Source organism: Variovorax sp. 38R (genome assembly GCF_014843395.1).
Classification (GTDB): Bacteria; Pseudomonadota; Gammaproteobacteria; order Burkholderiales; family Burkholderiaceae_C; genus Variovorax; species Variovorax paradoxus_H.
Window position 1 is genome coordinate 4,404,423 of the sequence record NZ_CP062121.1, and the last position, 17,768, is coordinate 4,422,190.

A 17,768-nucleotide genomic window follows, 5' to 3' on the forward strand; every position below is an offset into this window, starting at 1 on the left:
GCAAGCGCTCGCGCCCGCTGCGCTATGCCTGCTTTTCGGTCCGCATCAACCGCAACCCATTGGCCACCACCAGCAGGCTCGCCCCCATGTCGGCAAACACCGCCATCCACATGGTCGCGCTGCCGAACACCGCGAGCACGAAGAACACGCCCTTGATGCCGAGTGCGAGGGTGATGTTCTGCCACAGCACGGCATGCGCACGGCGCGACAGGCGGATGGTCTCGGGGATGCGGCGCAGGTCGTCGTTCATGATGACCACGTCGGCCGCTTCCATGGCGGTGTCGGTGCCGGCGCCGCCCATGGCGAAGCCGATGTCGGCCTTGGCCAGTGCCGGGGCGTCGTTGATGCCGTCGCCGGTCATCGCGACGGCGCCGTAGCGCTGCTGCATCGCCTGGATGGCGTCGAGCTTTTCTTCGGGCAACAAGTTGCCGCGCACGTCGTCGATGCCGGCATGCGCGCCGATGGTCTTCGCGGTGGCGGTGTTGTCGCCGGTGAGCATGACGGGCGTGACGCCCAGCGCGCGCAGCTCGGCCACGGCGGCTTGCGACGAGGGCTTGATGGTGTCGGCCACCGCGAACAGCGCGAGCACCGACTTTTCGGATGCGAGCAGCGTCACGGTGCGTCCGGCTTCTTCGTGCCGCTTGAGTTCGGCTTCGAGTTCCGGCGTGCACAGGCCGCGCTCTTCGATCAACCGGTGGTTGCCCAGCACGTAGCGCTGACCCGCGTGCGTGGCCTGCACGCCGCGTCCGGGCAGCGCGGTGAAGTCGCCGACTTCTTCGGCCGACCCACCCAGGCCTTGGGTGATCGCCTTCGACACCGGGTGGTCGGAGCGGCCCGCGATGTTGGCGGCCAGTGCGTAGACCGCGCCTTCATCACCTGCTGCCTTGTCGATCAGCACCGACTCGACCAGCTTGGGCTTGCCTTCGGTGATGGTGCCGGTCTTGTCGAGCGCCACGGCCTTGAGCTTGCGTGCCTCTTCGAGGTAGGTGCCGCCCTTGATGAGAATGCCGCGCCGCGCGGCCGAGGCCAACGCGCTCACGACCGTCACGGGCGTGGAGATGACCAGCGCGCACGGGCACGCGATGACCAGCAGCACCAGCGCCTTGTAGATGGCCTGCACCCAGGTCCAGTCCATGAGCCACGGCGTGAGCATGGCGACGGCCAGCGCCAGCACGAAGACGGTGGGCGTGTAGATGGCGGCGAACTTGTCGACGAAGCGCTGCGTGGGCGCGCGCGAACCCTGCGCCTCTTCGACCGCGTGGATGATGCGCGCGAGCGTGGTGTTGGCCGCCACGGCCGTCACGCGGAACACCAGCGCGCCGGTCTGGTTGATGGTGCCGGCAAACACCGCGTCGCCCGCGGCCTTGTCGACCGGAATGCTCTCGCCCGTGACCGGCGCCTGGTCGATGGCACTGGCGCCTTCGAGCACCACGCCGTCCAGCGGCACGCGCTCGCCGGGACGGATGCGCGCGACGGCATCGAGCGCCACCGCGTCGGCGCGCACGGTCTGCCAGCTGCCGTCGGGCTGCCGCACCTCGGCCTGTTCGGGCGCGAGCGCGAGCAGGCTCTGGATGGCGTTGCGCGCGCGGTCGACGGCGCGGGCCTCGATGAGTTCGGCAATGGCGTACAGCGCCATCACCATCGCAGCCTCGGGCCACTGGCCGATGATGAAAGCGCCCGTGACGGCGACGGCCATCAGCGCATTGATGTTGAGGCGCCCGCGCACCAGCGCAGCGAAACCCTTCTTGTAGGTGTCGAGGCCGGCCAGCGCGATGGCCGCGAGCGCGAGCCCCATCTCGGCGGCCATGAAGCCCACGCCGTCGAGCGCGAGAAACGACACGGTCTCGGCCGCGATGGCCAGCACCAGCGCAGCGACGAGGCGCGCGAGGCCCGTCGACATGCCGGCGAAGCGCGCGGGCTCCGCCTTCTGTGCACCCGTCGCAGCCACCGGCTCGGGCTTGAAGCCGGCTTGGCGGATGGCTTCGAGCGCGGCGGGCAGTGCGCCGTCTTCGGTCGTGAGGGCCAGCGTGCGCTCGCCCAGACGGAAGCGCAGGCCCTTCACGCCCGCGACGGGCTCGAGGGCGCGGCGGATCTCGGACTCTTCCACCGCGCAGTCCATGGTGGGAATGCGAAACAGGACCGCGCCCTTCGGCAGGTCGGCGGGCTCGGCAGACGCCGGCGCACTGCCGCACACGGGGCTGCCGCAGCAGGCCGTTTCCGCGGGTGCAGGGGCGTGGGCATGCGTGTGGTCGTGCGCATGGTCGTGCCCATGATGGTCATGGTCGTGGTCATGCGGCGCTGCACGCGGCACCGGCTGATTCAGGGTGTTCTGATTCGTCATGCATTCATTGGAAACCCTGAAGCAGGTGTAGAGTCAACCGCTGATTGCCACTTCCTTGAGATGCCGCATCATGAAAATCGGTGAACTGGCCAAGGCCACGAACACGCCGGTCGAAACCATCCGGTACTACGAGCGCGAGCAGCTGCTGCCCGCGCCCGCGCGCACCGACGGCAACTACCGCATCTACGACGACGAGCACACCCAGCGGCTGGGCTTCATTCGCCGCTGCCGCTCGCTGGACATGACGCTCGACGAAATCCGCAGCCTGCTCAAATTCCGCGATGCGCCGCAGGACGACTGCGGCGAGGTGAACCAGCTGCTGGACGACCACATCGGCCACGTGGCCTCGCGCATCGCCGAGCTGAAGACGCTCGAAAAGCAACTGAAGGCACTGCGCCTGCAGTGCGGCGGCCCCGAATCGGCGAGCGCCTGCGGCATCCTGCAGGAGCTGGACACCGCCGCGCTCACGCCCGAGCCCTTCGGCCAGCACGCGGGCCACGTGCACGGCACGCTGCACGGCGCCTCTGCCAAGCGCGCCTGACGCCGGGGCCGTCGGCCCCTGCAACGATCGACCATATGAAATGCATATAATCCGTATACGTTTCATATAGAGAGGTTGCCCATGGGCATCGTCAAGATTTCGGACCTGATGCACGAGAACCTGCGTGTGGCGGGCAACGCCCTCAGCCGGTCGATCAATGCACAGGCAGAGCACTGGATGCGGGTCGGCATGCTGACCGAGATGCACCCCGACCTGGACTACCGGGAGGTCTGCCAGCTGCTGATCCAGGCCGAGCTCTCGGGCGGCCTGGACATTGCCGCCCCACCCGGCAAGCCCCGCGCCCCCGCGAACGGCAAGCAACACTGATGGCACACGACGTTCCCCTCCGGTCGGCCGAAGAGCTGGTGATGGCGCGGCGGGCCGCGCAGCTGGCTGCAGAGGTCCTCGCCATGATCGAGCCCCACGTCGTACCAGGCGTGAGCACAGAAACGCTCGACAGCCTCTGCCATGCGCACATCGTGAAGGTGCAAGGCGCCGTTCCCGCCAACGTGGGCTACCTGGGCTATCCGAAGACCATCCTCACCTCGGTCAACCAGGTGGTGTGCCACGGCATCCCCTCGCCCGACAAGATCCTGAAGAAGGGCGACATCGTCAACATCGATGTCGCCGTCAACAAGGACGGCTGGTTCGGCGACACCAGCCGCATGTTCTTCGTCGGCGAGCCCGGCGTGCTCGCTCGGCGCCTGGTGGAGACGACGTACGAAGCCCTGTGCGCCGGCATCCGGCAGGTGAAGCCCGGCGCGACGCTGGGCGACGTGGGCCATGCGATCCAGTCGGTTGCCCAGCGCGAGCATTTCAGCGTGGTGCGCGAGTACTGCGGACACGGCATCGGCCAGATCTACCACGACGAACCGCAGGTGTTGCACTTCGGGCGGCGCGGCGCGGGCCTCGTGCTGGAGCCGGGCATGGTCTTCACCATCGAGCCGATGCTCAATGCGGGCCGCGCTGAAACGAAGCAGCTGGCCGATGGGTGGACCGTCGTGACGAAAGACCGCTCGCTGTCCGCGCAGTGGGAGCACATGGTGGCGGTGACGGCCGACGGGTACGAGGTGCTGACGGCCTGGCCAGGCGGTACGGGAGCCTACGCGCCGGTTTGAAGCCCCAGGGCTGGCGCCTCAATGTCCCTCGTCGCCGAGGCTGCATCGCAGGTTCTGCCGGACGCAGTGCATTAGGCTTCGCGCCTACTCCTGACCCTCCTCATGCACATCGAAGAACGCATCCACATCGCAGTCCCGCCCACGGTCATCGACCACATCTGGAGCGAGGTCGACCAATGGCATCTGTGGGACCCGGACACCAAGCAGGCCCGGCTCAACGGTCCCTTCGCTGTGGGAACCAAGGGGCGGATCGTTCCCAGCAAGGGCATGGGCGTGCCGATGGCCGTCACGGAGCGTACCGAGGGTCGGTCGTTCACCGTCGAGGGCCACATCCCGCTGTTCCGCATGCACTTCGAGCACACGGTGTCGCCGGTCGCCGGCGGCTCGGAAGTGGCGCACCGCGTGTGGTTCACGGGCGGCCTCGCCTTCCTGTTCGGGCCCGGCGTTGCCAAGCAACTTCGCAAGGGGCTGCCTCGGACCATGCAGTCGCTGAAGGCCTACGCGGAGCAGCGCCACGCGCCGCTTCGCACCGACGCCTGACGGGCTCTAGTACGTCACCGTGACGGTGACCGTGTCGCTGTAGCTGCCCGGCGTCACATTGGTCTGCGCCGGCACCCGCCCATAGACCGGGATGGCACTGCCAGGGTTGCCGCTGCCGTCGACCGTGTCGGTGCCGGCGGCATTGCCCCAGCGCAGCGAGCGCGCGGCATCGCGGTACAGCTCGTACCGGATGTAGTCACCCCCAGCACCTGCAGCGCCTGCCATGCGCCGCTGTGTCCCCGCCACGTTCGCGCCATTGCTCAGCCCCACCTTCCAGGCCGTGCTGGGCGGGCAGGCCATCGTGATGGCCGCCGCGCCGTTGACCGCGGACGCCAGCGAGTTGGCACTGCCGAAGTCCAGGTCGGTGGCCGCCACGCTGACGGTGCATGCATTGGAATAGGTGGCCGTGACCTGCGTGTAGAAGGTCGTCCTGCCGACGTACTTGGCCGAAGTCGCGGTGCAACTGTCGGGCGCGTTGCCGCTCTTCATGCCCCAGACGACCTCGGAGTTGTAGATGTTGGACTGGTAGCTGCCCGCCACCAGCGATTGCCCCGACGGCACGCGGCCATAGAGCGGGATGTTCAACGCGACGTTGCCGCCGCTGGCCGGCAGCACGAACGAGCCCCCCGCGCTGGCGTAGGTGCCGCCCCCCGGGGGCGGGCCGACGATGCCGCTGCGGGCCGCGTCGGCGTAGATGTTGTAGGCCATCTGCGCGCCGTTCCAGTTGGTCATGTAGCGCGGGGCGTAGCCGGCGATCTCGCTGCCCTGGTAGACGTACACGCAGTAGTTCATGTACATCACCTGGCCGGTGTCGTTCTGGCAGGTGAAGCCGACCGTGGCGGTGGTGTCCACCGCCGACGAAGCCGTGACGGTGCCGAAGGCGAAGCTCGGCTGGGTGGCGACCCAGCAGCTCGGGTCGGCATGCGCCGCGCCCATGGCCAGCAGCCACGCGGACACCAGCGCCAGCACAAATCTCAACGTACGCATGTCAACCGCTCTTTCTGCAAACCACCGCCCTCGGGGCGCCGCCAGTCGAACCCTGCCTGGCACACCGCGCCGTCGGGCGTGCGGACGGCCAGCGTGTTGCGCAGGTCCAGCGTGTCCAGGTACACCCAGCCGTCATAGCCCACCACCGCACCGCTGCCGCCCTGCCCGTTCACCTGCACACGGCTGCCCAACGGCAAAGGCTGGCCCTGCGCGTCCAACAGAGCCACGTGAGCGGCCCGCACGGGCGTGATGCTGAAACGCGCCCGCGCGCCCGACCGGCCTGCGGGGGTGACCAGGGCCTCGGCGCGCTCGATGCGCACGTCGGCGGGCAGGTCCATCGGGTCGATCGCGAGCTTGTTGTTCTGGTAGGCGTTCACCGGCACGACCAGCAGCAGCCCGCTCGAATTCGTCTGCCCCACCGGGCGATTCTCGAGCTTCACGGGCACGCCGGCCACGCCGTCGGTGTCCACCACCGCAAAGGCGTCGTCGATGCGCCGCGCGGCCAGCACGCCGCCGCCCATCAGCACCAGCGCACCGCTGGCGCCCGCATAGGCGTAGCGGCTGGCACTGCTGCCACCCATCTCGCTCACCCCGGCCTGCACGCGGCCGTAAGGGCCCAGGTAGTTGACTTCGGCCTGCCCGCCCGGCGCACCGCCGCCCGCACGCGCGGTGGCACGCCAGCCCCAGCCACCGTCGCCGAGGGGGGACTGCTGCGCGCTGACGGTGCCGACCGTGCCCTGATCGCCGCTGCGCTGCACGCTCGCGCTCACGCTGGTCTGCGCGTCCCACGACCAGCTCAGGCTGACGAAGACGCCGCGGTCGCTGCGCTTGTCCAGGTTCTGGTTCATGCCCACCGAGACCGAGGACGCGCGCCCGATCGAACGGAACCAGTTCACGCTGGCGTAGCGCGACGCGCTCTGCGCCACCGGGCGCAGGTAGAGGTAGCTGACGCTGACGTTGCCCAGGCTGCCCATGTCGTAGCCCACGCTCGCGCTGGCGCTGCCCTTGGCCGGGGCCGAGCCGTAGGCGGTCGCCACATCGCGGTAGTCGCCCTGGGTGCGGGTGCCGTTCAGGCCCACCGACACGCGCTCCTGGCGCCACAGGTAGCCCAGGCTGGTCTGCGTGCCGCTGCGGCTGCCGCCGGGGGTGTCGGCGTCGTGCCGGCTGCCCGCCAGCGCCCCCGACAGCGTGCCCGCGGCGCCCAGTTGCCACACGCCTCCGGCGCCGGCCAGTGCCAGGCCACGCGTCACCTCGCCGTGCGCTTCCATCGTGAAGCTGTCGCTGAGGCCCCGGCGCCAGGTGCCGGTCAGGACCGGCTGCTTGCCGTAGTCGAAGGAACGCAGGCCGTAGTTGCGACGCACCACGCCCAGGTCGACCGTCCAATCGGTCAGCCCGGGCGCCAGCAGGCGGTTGCTGTCGAAGAGCGAAAAGCTCAGGGTGGCGGCGCGACCCAGCGCGTCGGTCACCACCACCTGCGCCGTGCCGGTGCTGTTGATGCGCGGCAGCGCGTTGAGCTGAAAGGGCCCCGCCGGCACCTGGCCGCTGTACTGGCGGATGCCGTCGATGAACAGTTCCACGTCCGAAGGCATCGTGGCCGAGCCGATGAAGCTGGGCAGCGGTGCGGTCTGCCGGTAGGGCTGCAGACCGAAGTCGCGCGACAGCTGGATGCCGCCGATGCGCGTGGCGCGCGACCAGGGCACGGCGCCGGTGAGCGTGTCGCCCACGCGCAGGGTGAGCATCTTGTCGGGGAAGGCCATGCTCCAGGTGCTGTCCATGCGCACGGACTGGTCCTTCGAGCCACTGTGGTCGTGCGTGCGCTGCATCAACCAGGTGGTACTGAGCACGCTGGCGCCGCGAAACGCGCGCAGCTCGCCGAAGGCGCTCAGGCTGCTGCTGCCGCCCCTGCCCCGGGTGCCATAGAGGTCGTAGTTCAGCAGCAGGCCGGTCGACGTGCTCAGGGGCTGCGCGGTGACTGCCGCCTGCCCCACCGTGGCCGTGGGCAGCTGCAGCATCGCCAGCGGCGCGGTCAGGCTCAGTTGCTGGCGCGCGGCATCGTAGGCCACCACCAGTTCAGGCAGATCGCGCAGAGGTAGCCATTCCGCGCCACTGTCGGGCAGGGAGAAACTCAGTTCGCGCAGCACCGCGCGGGAGGCCCACAAGGCCCCGGCCTCCAGGCGAAACGGGTGCAGTCCCCGCGCCATGCCATTGAGACTGACCTCCAGGTACAGCGTCATGGCGCCCGGCACGGCCTGGGCGGCGGGTGCGGCCTGGGCGGGGAGCGCCGTCAGGGCCAACGCCAGCGGGGCCAACGCGAACGGGGCCAGCCAGGCCCTCGCAGCGCATCGGGCCCGCTCAGCGCGCCAGCGGCGCGAGGTCGGCGGCTGTTGTTCTGCCATCGATCATGACCTGCCAGCGGCCCGCGCCCGACACGGCGGCGGCCGGCGTCTTCAGCGGCCAGCGCATGGTGGCGCCAGGCAGCACGTAGCCCAGCAAGCCGTTGTAGGCGCTGACGGCACGACCGTCCGCGCCGGTGAATACAAGATCCGCCAGCTGGGCATGCACCCCGCCGCTGTTGCTGACTTCCAGCACGGCCTTGCCGCCCTCGCTGCGCAGGCTCCAGCGCAACTGCGCGGGGGCCGGCTCCACGCCTGCCGGAGAAACGAAGATGGGCAGCGAGTGCCGCATCACGAAGTTCAGGCTGCTCTTCTTGCCGTCCGTCGCCGCGCCCGCCGCCTGGGGCACGGGCAGTTCGTCCACCAGCACGCGGTAGGCCTCTTCCGCCGGGCCCGCGGGCGGCGGTCCGTTGCGGATCACGCGCACCAGTTGCCGTCCGTCGATGGGCAGTTGCAGCATGGGCGGGCTGACGATCAGTCCTTCCGCCGGCTCCATGCGGTCCTGCCCGCCCACCTGCGTCCATCGGAACACGCGGATCTGCGCGTCCAGCGGCGCCGGCCCCGTGTTGCTCAGCCAGAGCCCGTCGGCCTGCCGCGTCGGCGCCAGCGTCAGGGTGACAGGCGAGACCTGCAGGCCGGCCGCCTGGACCGCACCGCCGCACAGCAGGCATGCGCCCCACAGTCCCCCGATGGCAAGTGCACGTCTCACGATTCAGCTCTGGCTCGGTGATTCAGCGCTGGCTCAGTACGTGACCGTCACCGTCACGGTGTCGGCGTAGCTGTCGGGCGTGAAATTGGCGTTGGTGTTCTTGGCGTAGACCGTGTGCGTGATCGCTGCACCGGTGCCCGAGCCGCCCACGACATTGGCGCCGGTGCCGATGGTGTTGCCCCACACGGTGGTATTGCCCGGGTTGGAGTACAGCGCGTAGGGCACCTTGTCGGTGTTGGTGGCCGAGTTGGCGACGGACGACATGGCACCCGTGCCGTCGGTCGTTCCGCCGTTGGTGCTCGAAGGCGCCAGGCCGACGGTGTAGGGCGTGGTCTTGGAGCAGGTGACCGAAATGGTGTTGCTGCCCGTCTGGTTGGTCGCCGTGGGCAGCACGGAGGTGCCCAGGTTGATGTCGGAGGCGGTACCGGCCGTCACCGAGCAACTCTTGACGATGGTCATCTTGACCTGAAAGCTCGCCGTGGCCGTCTCGGCCAGGGCCGAACCGGATGCGAGAACGAGGGTGGCGGTGGCCGCCGCGGCGACTGCGAGCTTGAACATGAAGGCACTCCAAATGTAATCATTAAGACCTGACTGGTCGGTATTTTGTAATCCTTTTGACTACAAAGTGGCGCAAGGATGCCTCACAACCGGCCTGTTTGCCCTCAGATCCACGGAGTCGCCGCCCAAGTTTCGTGATGTAGTTCTCGTAACAATTAGAAAACTGTTTGCTTTGTTTACATTTTGCCAACAGTTGAAGTGTCGCCTGCCCGCACGGAATGGGTGCCGTGGTGCGGTCGACGCCCGTTGCCGGGACGAAGTCGCGGTCGGCATGTCGGGCGCGCTGTGTCCGGCCACCGGTGATGCGGTGGCGAGGGGGTACGAAGTGCTGACGGCCGGGGGCCGGGCGGAACGGGCTTGTGCGCCGGTCTGACGGCGATCAGCCGCCTTCCAGCGGCGCCTCGATGACGAAGGCGTGCAGCCCGGCCATCCGGCCCTCACGAAAGCGCCACACATCGCAGTACGCATGGCGGGTGGCCTTCCCGCCCTCGTCTTTCAGCGTGATCTCGCCGAGGGCCGTGACGAAGTCACCCTCGGCGATCAGGTGATGGACCTCGAAGCGGGGCGGCTCCGTGTACGCAGTCGCCATCCACTGGCGCACGGCTTCCTTGCCGTGGAGGGTTCGGTCGCCCACGAAGGTCCATTGCGTGTCCTCGGTGCAGAACGCGAGGAATCCTTCGTAGTCGCCCTGGGTGATGGCCGCGTTGGCCTTTTGCAGAATGGCTTTGTGTGTCGCTGACATGCGGAACGCTCCGGTAGAGGCCCGCGTACGCCATGCACCGGCGCCCCGTGAATGAGCAAGCGAGTAAGCGCCCCGCGGCCTCAGGCCTTTGTCAGCCGCCGCCGCGCCTTCACCGCCGACGCCAGCCCGTCGAGCACCGGCACCGTCTGCGCAAAGCCGATGCACGCGTCGGTGATCGACACGCCGTGCTTCAGCGGCACGCCCGGCTTCAGGTCCTGCCGGCCTTCCTCGAGGTGGCTCTCGATCATGATCCCCGTGATGCGCCGCTCGCCGCCCGCAATCTGCGCAGCCACGTCTTCGGCCACCACGATCTGGCGCTGGTGCTGCTTGCTGCTGTTGCCATGCGAGACGTCGATCATCACTTGCGGGCGCAGGCCGTTGGCCAGCAGCGCCTCGCAGCTCGACGCCACATCGGCCGCCGAATAGTTGGGCGCCTTGCCGCCGCGCAGGATCACGTGGCAATCGTCGTTGCCGCGCGTCTCGAAGATCGCGGCCATGCCCATCTTGGTCATGCCCATGAAGGCGTGCGGCGCGCGGGCCGCGAGGATGGCGTCGGCCGCCACCTTCACGCTGCCGTCGGTGCCGTTCTTGAAGCCGACCGGGCAGCTCAGGCCCGACGCCAGCTGCCGGTGGCTCTGGCTCTCGGTGGTGCGCGCGCCGATGGCGCCCCAGGCGATCAGGTCGGCAATGAACTGCGGGCTCAGCAGGTCGAGAAACTCGGTGCCGGTCGGCAGGCCCAGCGTGGTCAGCTCCAGCAGCAGGCGCCGCGCGCGCTCCAGGCCTTCGTTGATGGCAAAGCTGCCGTCCAGGTGCGGGTCGTTGATGTAGCCCTTCCAGCCCACGGTGGTGCGCGGCTTCTCGAAGTAGGCGCGCATCACGATGACCAGGTCGTCCTGCAGCGAATCGGCCACCTTCTTCAGGCGCTGTGCGTACTCGATGGCCTGGTCGTGGTCATGGATGGAGCACGGGCCGACCACCACCACCAGCCGGTCGTCACGGCCGTGCAGCACGTCGGCAATCGCCGCGCGGCTGCCTTCGACCAGCGCGAGCGTGTTGTCGCGCACGGGCACGCGCTCCTGCAGCAGCGCGGGGGTCATGAGGGGACGCACGGCGCCGATGCGCACGTCGTCGATGCGGGTGGTGTCGAGCGTGCTGTCGCGGGAGCCGACTTCGGCGTCGTGGAGGGGGTCGTCGAGGCGGGGCATGATCGTGGGTCTTGTGTCGAAGAAGGTTTCCTCGATTGTCCCCTCGAAGCCGCCTACCGCCGGCGGCCCCCTTCTGCTCGCCTACTTGCCGATCAGCTGCGTGAGCTTGTCGGCCTCGAACGACTCGCCGCGCGCCGCGTCGCCCGGCACGCAGTCCTTCGTGCCCGGCTGCGCCGACAGCTTCTCGATGGCCTGCCACAAGAGCGCGATCTGGTGCTCCTGGCTCGACGCGTTGTCGATCAGCCCGCGCATGGCCTGACTCAGCGGGTCGTCGTCTTGGGTGATGCCGTAGGCCGAGAACTTCTGCGGCGCCGACACGTCGGCGCTCTCGCCCTCTTTCGACGGGATGATGCGCGCCGGAATGCCCACCGCGGTCGCCCCGGCCGGCACCGGCTTGATGACCACCGCGTTGCTGCCGATCTTGGCGCCGTCGCCGACGATGAAGCCGCCCAGCACCTTGGCGCCCGCGCTCACGACCACGTTCTTGCCCAAGGTCGGATGGCGCTTGGTGCCCTTGTAGAGCGAGGTGCCGCCCAGCGTCACGCCCTGGTAGATGGTGCAGCCGTCGCCGATCTCGGCGGTTTCGCCGACCACCACGCCCATGGCATGGTCGAAGAAGACGCGTTCGCCGAGCTTGGCGGCCGGGTGGATCTCGATGCCCGTGAGCCATCGTGCGCAGTGCGCGATGAAGCGGGCCGGCCACTTGAAACCGTGGGTCCAACAGGCGTGCGCCCAGCGGTGCAGCACCACGGCATGGAAGCCGGGGTAGACCGTGATCACTTCCCAGGCGCTGCGGGCGGCCGGGTCGCGTTCGAGGATGCACCGGATGTCGGCGCGCAGGCGAGAGAACATCGCTGCCTTTGTTGTCGTTATATTGATAGGGGCCGGGCAGTCTAAAGCCGGGCGTCTTCGCGTACGCGCGATGGGGTTTTGTGACGGTTCAGCTGCCGCGCGGCGGTCGGGTCGTGTCGCTCATGGCCTTGGCGATGCCGCGCAGGATGTGGATTTCTTCCGGCGTGGGCTGGGCGCGGTTGAACAGTTGCTGCAGCCGCGGCATGAGCTTCTTGGGCGCCGCCGGGTCGAGAAAACCGATGTCCACCAGCGAGCGCTCCCAGTGGTCGAGCATGCCGGCCACGGCCTGCGCGTCGGCCGCCTGCACCGGCGCGATGGCCTCGCGCACGCCGTAGCCGCCCAGCGCCAGGCGCCATTCGTAGGCCACCACCTGGATGGCCGCGCCCAGGTTGAGCGAGCCGAATTTCGGGTCGGTGGGAATGGTCAGCGCCACGTTGCAGCGGTAGACGTCTTCGTTGCGCATGCCGAAGCGCTCGGAGCCGAACAGGAAGGCCACGTGCTGGTCGCCCTGCTTGCCCAGCGGCTCCAGGTGCTCGCGCGGCGTGCGCGTGGGCGGGCCGAAGTCGCGCGGGATCATGGCCGTGGCGCACAGGTGGGTCACGCCGTCGAGGGCTTCGTCCAGCGTTTCGACGATGCGGGCGTTGTTCAGCACGTCCAGGGCGCCGCTGGCGCGCTGGATGGTTTCCTCGCGCCGCAGCACGTTGGCCCAGCGGGGCGTCACCAGCACCAGGTCGTCGAAACCCATGGTTTTCATGGCGCGGGCGGCGGCGCCCACATTGCCGGCGTGGCTGGTCTGGATGAGGATGAAACGGGTGCGCATGACGGGTGGGGAAGACACAAACGGGCTGAGCCGGTAAAATGCCCGATTCTCGCCGCCCGCATCGCCGGGCCGCAGGGTCTCCCAGATTGCACCAAATTGCATTCCTGGGGGCCACATCCCACCGTTCTTCTCACAATCCAGAATGTCGTCCCCCAACCTGCATCCCATGCTCAATGTGGCCGTCAAGGCCGCACGCGCCGCCGGCGCCATCATCAATCGCGCTGCCCTCGACGTCGAGGCCGTGCGCATCTCCCAGAAGCAGGTCAACGACTTCGTCACCGAAGTCGATCACGCCAGCGAGAAGGTCATCATCGAGACCTTGCTGGGCGCATACCCGGGGCACGGCATCCTGGCCGAAGAATCGGGCACCGAATACGGCGCCAAAGACTCCGAGTTCGTCTGGATCATCGATCCGCTCGACGGCACCACCAATTTCATCCACGGCTTCCCGGTCTACTGCGTGTCCATCGCGCTGTCGGTGCGCGGCAAGATCGAGCAGGCGGTCGTTTTCGACCCGTCGCGCAACGACCTGTTCACGGCCACCAAGGGCCGCGGCGCCTACATGAACGAGCGCCGCATCCGCGTGTCCAAGCGCGTGAAGCTCAGCGAGTGCCTCATTTCCACCGGCTTCCCGTTCCGCACCGGCGACAACTTCAAGCAGTACCTGGCCATCATGGCGGACATGATGCCCCGCATGGCCGGCCTGCGCCGCCCCGGCGCCGCTGCGCTCGACCTGGCCTACGTGGCCGCCGGCTTCACCGACGGCTTCTTCGAAACCGGCCTGAACCCCTGGGACGTGGCCGCCGGCTCGCTGCTGGTGACCGAAGCCGGTGGCCTCATCGGCAACTTCACGGGCGAGCCCGACTTCCTCGACCAGCGCGAATGCCTGGCCGGCGCCCCGCGCGTGTACGGCCAGCTGGTGCCGCTGCTCGCCAAGTACTCCAAGTTCGCCAACGTGGACGACAAGCTGCGCGCCAGCGACCGCGTGCGCGCCGTGTCGGCCTCGACCCGCTCGACCCCCGACGAGGCCTCGACCGACCTGTACGCCCGCAGCACCGTGACCGACCAGACCGCCGCCTCGCTCGACGGCAGCGTGGAGGCCCCCGCGGCTGCACCCGCCGCGCCGGCCGCCCCGCGCAAGCTCACCCGCATCAAGCGCGAGGCGCCCGCCGAGGGCGACGCCTCCGCCAAGTGATGACGGGGCCGAGCGCCGCCGCGCGGGTTCGCGCGGCGTTGCGCATTGCGCTGAGCCACTACGTCGCGAGCGGGCTCACCGTCGCGCTCGGCCTGCTCGTGATTTCGGGCGGGGTGCACCTGTGGCTGGGCACCCTGGCCGCCTCGGCCGCCGCCACCGGCGTGATCGTCACGGCGCCGCCCGACCTGCCCGGCCCGCGCCGCGGCAAGTTTTTGCAGATGCTGCCGGCGCCGCTCATCGGCCTGCCGCTGTTCTTCGCGGTGCAGATGCTGCACGGCGCACCGATCCGCCTCGGGCTGCTGCTGGTGCCCGCCACCTTCATGGCCTTCGTGGCCATGGCCTGGGGCAAGCGCGGCATTCCCATCGCCATCGCGGTGATGTTCTCGATGATCTTCTCCATGGCCACGCCAGCCCCCGCCGGGCTGTCCGACGCCATCGCGCGCACCACCGAGTTCGGCCTGGGCGCCGGCCTGTACGTGGTGTGGGCCACGCTGGCCAACCTGCTGCTCAACGGGCGCTTTCGCACGCAGTCGATTGCCGACGTGCTGTTTTCGCTGGCCGCGCTCATGCGTACCGAGGCCAGCCAGTTCACGCCGCAGGACGAAACCCGCGACATCCGCGACACCCCCGCCTCGCTGCTGGGCCAGCTGCTGCGTGAGCAGGCCGCGCTGGCCGACCAGCTGCAGGCCACGCGCGACATCGTGCTCGAGTCGCCGCGCACGCCGCGCCGCCAGCGGATGGCCGGCATGCTCGTCATCGTGCTCGAGATGCGCGACCAGCTGCTCGCCAGCGAGCTCGATCTCGACGCCCTGCGCGCTCATCCGTCGCACGCGCAGGCGCTGGTCGAGATGCGCCGCATCCTCGAAGAGCTGGCCGACGAAACAACGGCCCTGGCCGATGCGCTGCTCATGCGCCGCCACCCCGCCGCCGTGGCCGACCGCCGGCCGCGCCTGGCCGCCATCCACGTGACGGCGGACGACGAAGACACGCACGGCCAGATGGGCCCGTCGGCCGCCATGCTCGCGCGCGGCCTGGCCAGCCGCATCGGCCACATCAATGACGAGGTGCTGCGCCTCGCGGCCATGGCGCGCGGCGACGTCGAGCCCAACCTGGCCGTGGTGCGCGCCAACTGGCAGCTCTTCGTGAGCCCGACCGACTGGTCGCTGCGCCCTTTTCTCGCGCTGTGGCGCTGGGACGCACCGCCGCTGCGCCACGCCATTCGTGCGGCGCTGGCCATCGCGGCCGGCTACGGCATCGCCGTGTCGATGCCCTGGGGTTCGCACGACTACTGGATTTTGCTGACCATCGTGGTGGTGCTGCGCGGCAGCCTCTCGCAGACGCTGGAACGGCGCAACAGCCGGGTCGCCGGCACGCTGCTGGGCTGCGTGCTCGCGGTGGGCCTGCTGTCGGCGCACCCTTCGGCGCTGATGCTGCTGGTGAGCGTCACCATCGCGCAGGCCATCGCCCACAGCTTCGCGGTGCGGCGCTACCTCGTCACCGCCGTGGCCGCCACCGTGCTGGGCTTGCTGCAGGCCCACATGCTGAACACCGGCACCGCGCCCATCTTTGCGCTGTTCGAGCGCATCGCCGACACGCTCATCGGCGCCGCACTGGCCTGGGGCTTCTGCTACGTGCTGCCCTCGTGGGAGCGCACCCAGATTCCGGCGCTGGTGGCACGCGTGCTCACCGCGCAGGCACGCCACGCGCGGCTCGCGCTCGGCCTGGGCCAGCTGCAGGCCATCCAGAGCAGCCCCGAGCTTGAGTGGCGACTTGCGCGCCGCGAGGCCTACGACAGCCTCTCGGCGCTGGTGCAGGCCACGCAGCGTTCGCTCTCCGAACCGCGCGCCGTGCAGCCGCCGCTCGAACCACTCGAACATCTGCAGGCCCACAGCTACCAGCTGCTTGCGCAACTCAGCGCCGTGAAGTCGATGCTCGTGCTGCGCCGCGACCGCCTCACGCCGGGCGACATCGAAGGCCCGCTCGTGCGCACCGCGCAACGCATCGAGGCTGCCCTGGGAACCATTCCGATCGCAGGGCCCTCTCACCCCGAGAGCACGGGTGCCACCACTGTCGGCGGCCCCATTCCCCTGCCTGACCCGTTCGACAACGACATCAGCCCCTGGCTGGTACGCCGGCTCGACCTGGCCACGGCGCTCGCCACGCAGCTGCGCGACGACGCAGCGCGCATTCTTCAACCACTGAACGACAACACCCCAGAAGCAAAGACCACCCCCGCCTGATGACCCAAGAGCTCCTTGCACACCCCTGGTTCGGCACCTGGCTTGCCGCCCTGATCGCCGTTCCCCTCGCCCTTCTCGCCCACCGCATCGGGGGCATGGTCCTCAGGCGGATCACCCGCCCGGCGCCCGCCGTGCATGCGATGGTGGTCAACTGCACCGCCCCCGCGCGGCTGGTGCTGCCGCTGGCGGCGCTCATGATGGTGTGGCAGGCGGCGCCCGAGGACCTGCGCTTCATGGGCAGCGTGCGGCATCTCACGGGGCTGCTGCTCATCGCGGCCAGCACCTGGTTCGTGCTCAAGGCCATCAGCGGCTTTGCCGATGGCGTGCTCGCGCAGCACCCATCCGACGTCTCCGACAACCTGCAGGCCCGCCGCGTGCTCACGCAGACCCGCGTGCTCGCGCGCACCGCCATGTCGGTCGTCGTCGTGGCCGGCGGCGCCATGATGCTCATGACCTTCCCGGGCGCACGCCAGGTCGGCGCCAGCCTGCTGGCCTCGGCCGGCGTGATCGGCATCGTGGCCGGCCTGGCGGCCAAGCCCGTCTTCAGCAATCTCATCGCCGGCCTGCAGATCGCGCTGTCGCAGCCGATTCGCATCGACGACGTGCTCGTGGTCGAGGGCGAATGGGGCCGGGTCGAGGAAATCACCGGCACCTTCGTGGTCGTGCGCATCTGGGACGACCGCCGCCTCATCCTGCCGCTCACCTACTTCATCGAGAAGCCGTTCCAGAACTGGACCCGCCACTCGGCCGAACTGCTCGGCTCCGTCTTCTTCTACCTGGACTACGGCACGCCGCTGGCACCGCTGCGCGCCGAGGTCGAGCGCATCGTGAAGGCCGCACCCGAATGGGACGGCCGCTTCTTCAACCTGCGCGTCACCGACGCCACCGAACGCACCATGCAGGTCCGCGTGCTCTGCACCGCAGCCACCTCCGGCCTGGCCTTCGACCTGCGCTGCAACGTGCGCGAAGGCGTCATCGACTTCATGCAGCGCGAGTACCCGCAGTTCCTGCCGAAGATGCGCTTCGAGGGCACCGATCCGGCGATGGGGCAGCCGGAAGTGCTGCGGCACGCGGCGGCGGGCTGAGGCCCACCGCCTTTTCCTTCTCCCCTACCGCGCAGGCGCCACCGCAGGCAGCACCACCGGCGCGCCCAACCGCGAGGCGCGCTCCCAGCCCGGTTGCGACTGCGCACGCTCCAACTCGGCCGCCACCTCCGCCCGCGTGCGCGGCTGCGTGGCCTTCACCGGAATCGGTGCGCCCCAGCGCAGCACGCCGGCCCACTCGGGGCTTTGCCGCGCGGCGCGCAGTTCGGCCACCACTTCGGCATCCGTCTTTCCGGGTCCGGCGTTTTCAGGGTGTTCCTTGAGGCCCGCTTCGTTCGCCGCGAAATGCGCGCCGGCTTCGACGTGCTGCGGGCTGCGCGACGCGGCCGTCTGCGCAGCGGCCATGAGCGGGACCGTCGCTGCGGCCACGGCCGCCAGCATGAAAGCCATCTTGCTGTTCTTCATGTGTCATCTCCTTCGAATG

General features: G+C 69.2%; 17 protein-coding genes. 7 read left to right on the forward strand and 10 right to left on the reverse strand.

The window, feature by feature from the left end:
* Positions 1-22: 22 nt before the first annotated feature.
* The gene (locus IG196_RS20295; RefSeq protein WP_192192738.1) at positions 23-2,341 is read right to left on the reverse strand and encodes a heavy metal translocating P-type ATPase; all 2,319 of its coding nucleotides are present in this window, start codon (positions 2,339-2,341) and stop codon (positions 23-25) included.
* Positions 2,342-2,411: 70 nt separating this feature from the next.
* Between IG196_RS20295 and cadR the strand changes: the two genes are divergently transcribed.
* The 4 genes from cadR (at position 2,412) to IG196_RS20315 (ending at position 4,540) form a co-directional block, all read left to right on the forward strand.
* Positions 2,412-2,882 carry a Cd(II)/Pb(II)-responsive transcriptional regulator gene (gene cadR / locus IG196_RS20300; RefSeq protein WP_192192739.1) on the forward strand — a complete coding sequence of 157 codons (471 nt, stop codon included), beginning with the start codon at positions 2,412-2,414 and terminating at the stop codon, positions 2,880-2,882.
* 81 nt (positions 2,883-2,963) lie between these two features.
* Entirely contained in the window at positions 2,964-3,209 is a 246-nt protein-coding gene (locus IG196_RS20305) for a ParD-like family protein (RefSeq protein WP_099796415.1), read from the forward strand.
* Positions 3,209-4,000, forward strand: a complete 792-nt coding sequence (map, locus tag IG196_RS20310) for a type I methionyl aminopeptidase (RefSeq protein WP_192192740.1) — start codon at positions 3,209-3,211, stop codon at positions 3,998-4,000. Before IG196_RS20305 ends, map begins: the two co-directional genes overlap by 1 nt.
* Positions 4,001-4,102: 102 nt before the next feature.
* Positions 4,103-4,540, forward strand: coding sequence for an SRPBCC family protein (locus IG196_RS20315; RefSeq protein ID WP_101489647.1), 438 nt, complete (start codon positions 4,103-4,105; stop codon positions 4,538-4,540).
* Between the two features lie 6 nt (positions 4,541-4,546).
* Here the strand turns inward: IG196_RS20315 and IG196_RS20320 are convergent, their stop codons facing one another.
* The 8 genes from IG196_RS20320 to IG196_RS20355 all read right to left on the reverse strand — a co-directional run bounded on the left by IG196_RS20320 (position 4,547) and on the right by IG196_RS20355 (position 12,806).
* Positions 4,547-5,527 (reverse strand): spore coat protein U domain-containing protein, encoded by a 981-nt coding sequence (locus IG196_RS20320; RefSeq protein WP_192192741.1) that lies wholly within the window; start codon positions 5,525-5,527, stop codon positions 4,547-4,549.
* Positions 5,515-7,923 (reverse strand): fimbria/pilus outer membrane usher protein, encoded by a 2,409-nt coding sequence (locus IG196_RS20325; RefSeq protein ID WP_192192742.1) that lies wholly within the window; start codon positions 7,921-7,923, stop codon positions 5,515-5,517. The genes IG196_RS20320 and IG196_RS20325 overlap by 13 nt, the downstream gene beginning before the upstream one ends.
* On the reverse strand, positions 7,880-8,629 hold the full coding sequence (locus tag IG196_RS20330; protein ID WP_225616744.1) for a molecular chaperone: 750 nt from the start codon (positions 8,627-8,629) through the stop codon (positions 7,880-7,882). The genes IG196_RS20325 and IG196_RS20330 overlap by 44 nt, the downstream gene beginning before the upstream one ends.
* Positions 8,630-8,662: 33 nt before the next feature.
* Positions 8,663-9,187 (reverse strand): spore coat U domain-containing protein, encoded by a 525-nt coding sequence (locus tag IG196_RS20335; protein WP_101489643.1) that lies wholly within the window; start codon positions 9,185-9,187, stop codon positions 8,663-8,665.
* Between the two features lie 379 nt (positions 9,188-9,566).
* Entirely contained in the window at positions 9,567-9,929 is a 363-nt protein-coding gene (locus tag IG196_RS20340) for a nuclear transport factor 2 family protein (protein ID WP_192192743.1), read from the reverse strand.
* A gap of 80 nt (positions 9,930-10,009) precedes the next feature.
* Positions 10,010-11,134 carry a 3-deoxy-7-phosphoheptulonate synthase gene (locus IG196_RS20345; protein WP_225616745.1) on the reverse strand — a complete coding sequence of 375 codons (1,125 nt, stop codon included), beginning with the start codon at positions 11,132-11,134 and terminating at the stop codon, positions 10,010-10,012.
* A gap of 81 nt (positions 11,135-11,215) precedes the next feature.
* On the reverse strand, positions 11,216-12,007 hold the full coding sequence (gene cysE, locus IG196_RS20350; RefSeq protein ID WP_225617092.1) for a serine O-acetyltransferase: 792 nt from the start codon (positions 12,005-12,007) through the stop codon (positions 11,216-11,218).
* Between the two features lie 67 nt (positions 12,008-12,074).
* Entirely contained in the window at positions 12,075-12,806 is a 732-nt protein-coding gene (locus IG196_RS20355) for an RNA methyltransferase (RefSeq protein ID WP_192192745.1), read from the reverse strand.
* Positions 12,807-12,948: 142 nt separating this feature from the next.
* Here IG196_RS20355 and IG196_RS20360 point away from each other — a divergent pair, with 142 nt between their 5' ends.
* The 3 genes from IG196_RS20360 to IG196_RS20370 are packed head-to-tail and all read left to right on the forward strand — an operon-like array spanning position 12,949 to position 17,326.
* Positions 12,949-14,001, forward strand: coding sequence for an inositol monophosphatase family protein (locus IG196_RS20360; protein ID WP_192192746.1), 1,053 nt, complete (start codon positions 12,949-12,951; stop codon positions 13,999-14,001).
* Positions 14,001-16,241: an FUSC family protein gene (locus IG196_RS20365; RefSeq protein ID WP_192192747.1), complete on the forward strand. Its 2,241-nt coding sequence runs from the start codon at positions 14,001-14,003 to the stop codon at positions 16,239-16,241. Before IG196_RS20360 ends, IG196_RS20365 begins: the two co-directional genes overlap by 1 nt.
* A complete protein-coding gene (locus tag IG196_RS20370; RefSeq protein WP_192192748.1) occupies positions 16,241-17,326 on the forward strand; it encodes a mechanosensitive ion channel family protein in 1,086 nt (361 codons plus the stop codon). The genes IG196_RS20365 and IG196_RS20370 overlap by 1 nt, the downstream gene beginning before the upstream one ends.
* 24 nt (positions 17,327-17,350) lie before the next feature.
* Here the strand turns inward: IG196_RS20370 and IG196_RS20375 are convergent, their stop codons facing one another.
* The gene (locus IG196_RS20375; RefSeq protein WP_192192749.1) at positions 17,351-17,749 is read right to left on the reverse strand and encodes a DUF4148 domain-containing protein; all 399 of its coding nucleotides are present in this window, start codon (positions 17,747-17,749) and stop codon (positions 17,351-17,353) included.
* Between the last annotated feature and the right edge of the window lie 19 nt (positions 17,750-17,768).

Coding starts and splice junctions, on each gene's coding strand:
- IG196_RS20315 (WP_101489647.1), top strand. CDS start 4,103: ATGCACATCGAAGAACGCATCCACATCGCAGTCCCGCCCACGGTCATC.
- IG196_RS20340 (WP_192192743.1), bottom strand. CDS start 9,929: ATGTCAGCGACACACAAAGCCATTCTGCAAAAGGCCAACGCGGCCATC.
- IG196_RS20295 (WP_192192738.1), bottom strand. CDS start 2,341: ATGACGAATCAGAACACCCTGAATCAGCCGGTGCCGCGTGCAGCGCCG.
- cadR (WP_192192739.1), top strand. CDS start 2,412: ATGAAAATCGGTGAACTGGCCAAGGCCACGAACACGCCGGTCGAAACC.
- IG196_RS20370 (WP_192192748.1), top strand. CDS start 16,241: ATGACCCAAGAGCTCCTTGCACACCCCTGGTTCGGCACCTGGCTTGCC.
- map (WP_192192740.1), top strand. CDS start 3,209: ATGGCACACGACGTTCCCCTCCGGTCGGCCGAAGAGCTGGTGATGGCG.
- IG196_RS20360 (WP_192192746.1), top strand. CDS start 12,949: ATGTCGTCCCCCAACCTGCATCCCATGCTCAATGTGGCCGTCAAGGCC.
- IG196_RS20355 (WP_192192745.1), bottom strand. CDS start 12,806: ATGCGCACCCGTTTCATCCTCATCCAGACCAGCCACGCCGGCAATGTG.
- IG196_RS20375 (WP_192192749.1), bottom strand. CDS start 17,749: ATGAAGAACAGCAAGATGGCTTTCATGCTGGCGGCCGTGGCCGCAGCG.
- IG196_RS20305 (WP_099796415.1), top strand. CDS start 2,964: ATGGGCATCGTCAAGATTTCGGACCTGATGCACGAGAACCTGCGTGTG.
- IG196_RS20345 (WP_225616745.1), bottom strand. CDS start 11,134: ATGCCCCGCCTCGACGACCCCCTCCACGACGCCGAAGTCGGCTCCCGC.
- IG196_RS20320 (WP_192192741.1), bottom strand. CDS start 5,527: ATGCGTACGTTGAGATTTGTGCTGGCGCTGGTGTCCGCGTGGCTGCTG.
- IG196_RS20325 (WP_192192742.1), bottom strand. CDS start 7,923: ATGGCAGAACAACAGCCGCCGACCTCGCGCCGCTGGCGCGCTGAGCGG.
- IG196_RS20365 (WP_192192747.1), top strand. CDS start 14,001: ATGACGGGGCCGAGCGCCGCCGCGCGGGTTCGCGCGGCGTTGCGCATT.
- IG196_RS20335 (WP_101489643.1), bottom strand. CDS start 9,187: ATGTTCAAGCTCGCAGTCGCCGCGGCGGCCACCGCCACCCTCGTTCTC.